The sequence below is a fragment of the Vibrio sp. V15_P4S5T153 genome (assembly GCF_963874485.1).
Taxonomy (GTDB): Bacteria; Pseudomonadota; Gammaproteobacteria; order Enterobacterales; family Vibrionaceae; genus Vibrio; species Vibrio anguillarum.
The window spans coordinates 103,915-111,546 of record NZ_CAWNHR010000018.1; the positions used below are offsets into that span (position 1 = coordinate 103,915).

Annotated in this window: 2 protein-coding genes; both read left to right on the top strand. The window is 49.1% G+C overall.

The features are described from left to right. Positions 1-2: 2 nt before the first annotated feature. Complete coding sequence (locus AACT42_RS16045; RefSeq protein WP_094133870.1) at positions 3-1,271, top strand: MFS transporter; 1,269 nt, start codon at positions 3-5, stop codon at positions 1,269-1,271. A gap of 111 nt (positions 1,272-1,382) precedes the next feature. Beyond that, complete coding sequence (locus AACT42_RS16050; RefSeq protein ID WP_094133871.1) at positions 1,383-7,571, top strand: non-ribosomal peptide synthetase; 6,189 nt, start codon at positions 1,383-1,385, stop codon at positions 7,569-7,571. The last annotated feature ends 61 nt before the right edge of the window (positions 7,572-7,632 follow it).

The following is a 7,632-nucleotide window of genomic DNA, read 5'->3' on the forward strand; positions in this document are numbered from 1 at the left end:
GGATGGGTTTTCAAACAGCCAAACATTCCACGCTGAGCAAAGCTTCCTTGCTCAGTCTGTTAGCGGGGGTTTATACCACCCAAAGCCTGATTGGAATGTTTACACTGCAGGGTCTCCCTGCAGTGCTACGTTCAGAAGGTATCTCTACCTCTCAGATTGGGCTTTTCTACTTAGCTATGCTGCCGTGGGCCCTGAAATTTCTTTGGGCACCTTATGTGGAGAGCATTCGACAACAGGGCATCACTTTGACCCGTCACGCTTACCTGATTGGCTTGGCGCAAACCGGTATGCTACTGGTTTTAGGAGCCTTCTCATTTAACGCCGTGATCAGTGACCAAACGCTGTTATTTGTTGGCGTACTCATGTTGGCTTTACTCTCAACCTTTGCTGATATCACCACGGATGGCTTAGCGGTTGATGCGTTACCTGCCGATCAAAGACGTTTTGGCAATGTAATGCAAGTGGGTGGTGCTTATCTAGGGGCCGTGTTTGGTGGCGGCTTATTCATTTACCTCACTGCCAGTGTCAGTTGGCAAAATGCCATTCTACTGCTGATGGCGTTGCTCCTTTTCATGTCGCTACCAACTACCTCTTTATTTGGCAAACTGAAAACAGTGCAAAACCTTCATCATGAGCACCATCCATCTCTGAAAGCAGCCCTTACTAACCCCAAGGTAACTTTGGGTTTAGGATTAGTCGCGCTTTGCCAGTTAGGCACTCGGGGGGTGCAATCGATGATGATGCCCTTTTTATACGATCAAGGTATTGAACTGGAAGCACTTGGTCTGTTGGTTGCTGGTGGCGGTATTATCACCGCATTTATCGGGATAGGGCTAAGTGGTTGGTTGATGAAAAAAGTGAGCGCCATCAGCATTGTTCTCTTTTGTCTTGGGTTGGAGGCGTTGATATATAGTGGATTCACTTTCTATGCAGCACACATTATACCGCTAACCTATGGCCTAGAGGGGCTGTATGTACTCAATACGGTTCTGGTTGCCGCCAAATTTGTTGCTCTATATACCCTAATGATGGAATGGTCCTATGGTAATCAAGCAGGCGTTGATTTCTCTCTTTTCCAATCGATGGATATGTTGATCGCGATACTAATGGCGATGCTGTGTGGCTGGGTGATTGCTCAATTTGGTTACCAAGTTCATTACCTGCTGACATTCTCCGTTACTCTCTGCGCCCTACTGACACTGTATCAATTTCACGCCTACCAGCTAAGGCTAGGCAATAAGGATATTTACCATGTCTCTGAACACGCTTAATTTCTAAACTTCGCCCGCGATAACGCGGGCTATTCCATTAACTTTCTGCATGATGACACGGTTCATCAGGCGGGAGAGTTTTGCCTAAAATTTGCCGGGGTATGATGTCTTATGTCAGAACAACACCTGATTTTATCCACCTTTCGAGAGGCAATTTGCCAATCATTAGGCCTCTCCATTGACACGATCAGTGCAACAGACAATCTGTTTGAGCTGGGGGTCGATTCAATGCTGATGATGCGTATGGTAAATCAATGCCGCAGAGCCGGATGCAAGCTCACCTTAAAAGAAATATACCAAAATCCAACATTGGCACAAATTGGTGAGCTTATTCAAAGCAAGCTCGCGGGTAATCTCACAGGTAATGCTGGCGCGGTCAGTGAACAACGCCAACCCAACTTGTTACCCACTATGAGAGAGGGAACACCCTTTGCAATGACCTCGGTACAACTGGCTTATTATATTGGCCGTGATCCGCAGCAAGCCTTAGGTGGCAATGGTTGTCATCTGTATCAGGAGTTTAATAGTGTCGGTCTTGAAACCTCCGCGCTTGAACAGGCACTGAATCAATTACGTCTACGCCATCCCATGCTCTGTGTGCATTTCCAAAATGATGGTACTCAATGCTGGAAAGCGCCTAGCGCCCCATACCATATTACGGTGCACGACTTACGTCATTTAACCGATGATGACGCTGAACAAGCCATGCTGACGCTTCGTGAACAATTGAGTCATCAAGTGTTGGATGTAGAACATGGGCAAACCTTCGATTTTCAGATTGCCTTACTCTCTCATGAGCGGCGGCGTCTGTATGTCAGCATTGATCTGCTGGTGATGGATGCTTCCAGCTTTAGCTTGTTTTTCAATGAGCTCTCGCTACTCTTACAAAACAAAACCTTGCCTACTCATACTTCCGATTATGATTTTTGCAGTTATTTGCAGCAGGAACAGCAAGAGTTTGCGGCGCAAAAGAAGGCGGCTAATGATTTTTGGCAAACGCAATCCCCCCTGCAGCCCCCTGCGCCCAACTTACCCTTAGTGCAGGACCCATCCTTAGTTAAAAAACCGACTTTCCATCGGCGTAAACATTGGTTAAATCCAACTCAGTGGCAACAACTGCAAACGCTCTGCGCCGCCAATCAGGTCACACCGACCATGACTCTTGCCACTTTGTTTGCAGCAGTACTGTCACGTTGGAGTGGGCAAAGCCAGTTGTTGCTTAACCTAACCTTATTTGACTGTCACCCATTTAACCAGCATGTCCAGCAGATGCTCGCGGACTTTACTAACATTCTGCTCTTACCGACCGAGATTAACCAAGCCAGTCTGGCTGAGCTTTGCCAAACCCAGCAACAACGTTTTGCTGAGATTTATGAACACCGTTTTGTGTCTGGCGTTGAGGTGTTGCGTGAGTTAAAACGCCATGGTAGCCATCCTTACGGAGCCCCTATCGTATTCACTAGTAATCTTAACCATTCACTATTTGGTGATGATACCCATAGCCCACTGGGTGAACTCGGTTGGGGAATTTCACAAACTCCACAAGTGTGGCTCGATTTTGTTGCATCTAAGCAAGGTGATGGTATTGCACTGCAATGGGATGGGGTGGATGAACTGTTTGCGCAAGGTCTACTGGATACGCTGTTTAGCGCCTTTATTCAGTTGGTTGAGCATACACTACAAGGACAAGCAGCATGGCGGTCACCCTTACCAGACTTGCTTCCAACCAGCCAACGCCAAATCCGGGCTGAACGTAATCAGACCTCTAGTGAGCCGCCTCAGGGTTTACTGCATCAGCGAATTTTTGAGCAAGCGCAAGCCAACCCAAGCAACACCGCCCTTATCGCTGCGGAACAAATCCTAAGTTATAACGATCTGGTAAGCCAAGCCAAACAGCTAGCCCAGACACTGCTCAACGCTGGAATGCAAAGTGGTGAGCATGTCGCCATCAGTATGGAAAAAGGGGTTGGACAAATCGTTGCCGTTTTGGCTATTTTGCACGCCGGTGGTGTTTATGTCCCTATTGCCCCTAATCAGCCTCTTAGCCGTCGTCAAGCGATTGAAGAGAGTGCTAATGTACGCATTGTGCTGCGCTGTGAGACCTGCGCGCAAAAGTTTGCATGGAGCTCAGCCACTCACATTGATTGGCAAACCCATGGCGATATTGCTCTTGAGACATCGCCATACTCATGTCAACCCGAGCAAGCGGCTTATATTATCTACACTTCCGGCTCAACTGGGACACCGAAAGGGGTGGTAGTCTCCCACCAATCTGCGCTCAATACTTGTCTTGATATCAACCAACGTCATCGTGTTTGCCATACCGATCGAATATTCGCCGTTGCTGCACTGCATTTTGACCTCTCGGTTTATGACATTTTCGGTGTGTTATCGGCCGGCGGAGCCTTAGTGCTACCTAAAGAGCAGCAAACTCGTGATCCTATGGCTTGGAATTCACTGGTCACGCAGCATAGTGTCACGCTTTGGAATAGTGTGCCTGCGCTGTTCGACATGTTCCTCACTTTTTGCGAGGGGATGAAATTCAACACACCGCAACAACTGAGAACAGTGATGCTCTCTGGTGATTGGATTGATCTCTCGCTACCCGGCCGCTACCGCTCTTTCCGTCCGCTCGGTACCTTCAGTGCCATGGGCGGCGCAACGGAGGCGGCGATTTGGTCAAACGAATATCTGGTTAATCACGTTGAACCGCACTGGCGATCCATCCCTTATGGCTACCCATTGACCAATCAAGCTTATCGAGTGGTGGATGAGGCTGGCCGAGACTGCCCTGATTGGGTGCAAGGTGAACTTTGGATTGGGGGTCTTGGGGTTGCTCAAGGTTACTGGAATGATGAACCGCGAACAGCAACACAATTTGTTCATGCTGTTTGTCCAGATAGCCATCAAATCCAACGTTGGTATCGTACAGGAGATATGGGCTGTTATTGGCCTGACGGCACTCTTGAGTTCCTTGGCCGCAAAGATAACCAAGTCAAAGTGGGGGGCCATCGCATTGAGCTGGGAGAGATTGATGCAGCCTTGAATCGTATTCAAGGTGTGCGTCATGGCGTCACTCTGGCCACTGAGCTCGCCGGCAGCCGAGATAAACAACTGGAATGTGTGGTGGTGCTCGAAGGAACCACGCTCTGCTCGCAATTAAAATCCGACCCACGGCTGCCACAAGATTATGCAACGCTTTTCGAAATGCAGCCTAATACCGACATTGAGGACACCGGATCTCAGGTTGCGGATTTCTTATCTTGGCATTTACTACAGACGCTGCCTAATAGCCTGCAAGCTCAACCTTTAGCCAAACTCGCCCAATCTTATGGTGTCTGTGCACCCTATTTAGAACTCTTTAAGCAGTGGTGGCAACTGCTGTGCTCTAGAGGTTACGCCACCACCGAGCAACAAGGCGCTGAACACTACTATCAACTCGTCTCTCAATCTAGTGCACAACCAAAGACCAGCGCACTTTGCATAAATTTTTCTCAAGTCAGCCCACTGCTGCAACAAATCATCACCGGCCAAGCAGACCCTTTTGTGATACTGGAGACAGATCTTGCGCCTGAGGTGATGCTCTTCAAAACGCCAGCGTTTCAAGCCTTGCTGTCAAACACAATCAAGGCGATATCGAGCTTGGCAGAGCAACTGTGCAGACCAATCGTCTTGATTGAAACCGAAGCGCGCAGTGGCTTGTTGGCACAGCATATCTGTTCTGCGCTCGGTCCTGAAAAGTTGTATTACTATGCCTTAGACTCTTCATTAAGCTTCACCCAACGTGCCGCACAACGTTTACAACGTTTTAGCCATGTCACAATCCAACATGGTTCACTGACTCATCTGGATACACTTGTTGGGCAAGCTGACGTAGTGCTACTCAATAATGTGTTGCACCGCCAAACCAACCCTATTGACTATTTGCAACACAGCACCCGATTACTCAAGCCGGAAGCCATGCTGTTGGTCAATGAGATGGCAAGCTTACCTGAAGCCAGTTTGATCAGTGCTCAGGTTTTACAACAGGCCCCGACTCTTTTATCGGACCAGCAGCTCGCAACCCACTTTGAGCTCGCCAAACTGTACTTACAACATGAGGCACTGGCCACAGAGCAACGACTTTATGTGCTCAGAAATCAACGTGTCTTGCTCAGCCCTGATAGCAGCCAATTATCCGCCAAACTCAGTTCACTACTACCGGCTTATATGGTGCCTAAACGCTTTACCTTTGTTGAATCTCTGCCACTCACGACAAATGGCAAAGTCGATAGAAAAGCGTTAATGGAATCCACTCGTGATACCAGCCGTCAGCAAGAACAATCTCAACCCGTACGGACCACCAAAGAGCAAATCGTCGCTCAAGTCTGGCAGGCGTTATTTCATCGCTCAGATTTACAAGCTGACAGTGATTTCTTCCTGATCGGAGGGGATAGTTTACTGGCAACGCGTTGTATGGGGGAATTACGCAAACAGGGTTACCAGGCGGATTTAACCGCTCTGTTTAGCCATCCCACTTTGTCACAATTCGCCGCCAGTTTAATTGAAATGACGGCTGATGAATCAAGCCCGCTTGCTCCTTTAGTCGCACAGCCCAGCCGGCGTTTTCTGCCTTTCCCAATGACGGAAGTGCAGCAAGCCTATTGGGTTGGTCGTCAATCTGGGTTTGCACTTGGAGAAATAAGCTCTCAATTCTTTATTGAGTTTCGAGCTGAACAACTGGATGTTGAGCGCTTTAACCAAGCGATGAATCGCTTAATCCAGCGCCACGATATGCTCCGTGCCGTAGTGCGTGATCATCAACAGCAGGTTTTGATTCAGGTTCCTGCTTTTACGCTGACTTGTCATTTATTGGATGATATTGATGGTTTTCAAGCCAATGCCCTGCGTGATGCATTAGCCCATCAGGTAAAAAATAGTGCGCTATGGCCGCTGTTTACGGTTGAGGCGGTTAGCGCTTCCCACGGCGAGGCGCGAATTTTTGTCAATCTCGATAATATGATGCTCGATGGCTTGAGCATGCAGATCTTCTTTTCTGAGCTGCAAGCGCTCTACCACAATCCCGACCTTGCTTTACCAGAGCTTGCGATCACCTTTAGAGATTATGTTGAATGGCAGCAACAAGCGGTCACCGAGCAAACACGTTCAACGGCGAAAAAATATTGGCTGCAGCGCTTGGCCGATCTGCCTGCGCCCCCGGCTTTGCCTCTGCAAAGTGATCCAAACCAGATTCACAAGCCTAAGTTTATTCGTGCCGCAGGCTCACTGTCTCCACAAGAGTGGCAAGCTTTGAAAAAGCTGGCCGCCAGACACCAAGTCACACCATCGGCTCTCTTGATCAATGCATATGCCAGTGTCCTCTCCGCTTGGAGCGATCAGCAAGCACTCACCCTCAACCTCACTTTATTTGATAGACCTGATGTCCATCCAAATATTGGGCAGATCATGGGCGATTTCACCACCCTACTGCTGCTCGCATGGCAGCCTGATCAGCATTGGCTCGCGAGCCTGCAGCGTCTACAACACCAGCTAGTCAACGATCTCAAACACAGCCAAGTTTCTGCGGTGTGGGTGATGCGTGAATTGGCTCGTCAGCAGCAGCGTACCAGCGCCACTATGCCGGTGGTGTTTACCAGCGCCTTGGGCACTTCTGAGCGCGATTTCCTCTCTGATTCGGGTTGGCTTAAACCGGTAGGAGGTCTATCACAAACCCCTCAGGTATGGTTGGATCACCAAGTCTATGAGTCCTCAGGACAACTCTGCCTCAACTGGGATGCCGTCGAGGAATTATTGCCTCAGCCCTTACTGGAACAGATGTTCAGCCAGTACCTCTCTCTGTTGCAAACGCTGGCGACTCAACCAGAGTCTTGGTCACAGCCATTAAACTTGCTGGTTCCCGCACCGCAAGGGGTAACTCGATTGATTCCCAGCCCAAGCAAGCTTGATAACCACGAAGCGATCTTGCCCCCAGTCGGCGGCGACCCGGTAACCATTTTAACCATTCGCGAACAGTTTCAGCAGATTGTGAATGTACCGATCAGCGAAAGAGAAAACTTCTTTGATGCGGGGGCTAACTCTTTGCAACTGGTTCAACTACACACCGCCTTACATTCACTGGCGATGCCGCTATCGGTTACCGACCTTTTTGCCTACCCCTCTCCGGCTTTAATCGCGGCTTGGTTATCGAAGGCGGAAAAGGTCGATAGCTCAAACGAAGCATTGAAAAGCAGGCAACAAAGAGTGAGCGATCGAAAAGCCAACCGTCGTCAACGAGCCACGTCATCCCCTCACATCGATTGACGTGAACAGAATCTATCAAATGCACAACAGGGTGGCGAAACTGATCACCCTGCAACTGAAT